General features: G+C 35.4%; 1 protein-coding gene. It reads right to left on the reverse strand.

Going from position 1 to position 254, the window contains the following annotated elements; translation table 11 throughout:
- Positions 1 to 245: phosphate-starvation-inducible PsiE family protein (locus tag SB658_RS25790; protein ID WP_410603312.1), on the reverse strand; the 245-nt coding region annotated here is incomplete at its 3' end.
- Positions 246 to 254 lie beyond the last annotated feature (9 nt).

Here is a 254-nt window from a genome sequence, read left to right on the forward strand (position 1 = left end):
TTTGATTTAAAGTACTTAATAATTAAGGCAATAAACTCAAAGTACATAAAGAAGATCAGCAGCTCACCAAGCATTTCATAATAGCTTTCTCCTTTGTTGACCACATTCTTGTAGACAAATTGGACAATATACCACGTTTCACTGATTAAGAGAACGCTTAAAGCAAGGGCTAGAAAGAATAGACAGATATTCAGCAGACCTTGCAAGAGATCGGGTACCTTTTGGAAATTGTTGAATCGTTTCATGAGATTGTC

Origin of the sequence: Bacillus sp. SIMBA_008 (genome assembly GCF_046535495.1) — a bacterium.
GTDB lineage: Bacteria > Bacillota > Bacilli > Bacillales > Bacillaceae > Bacillus > Bacillus subtilis.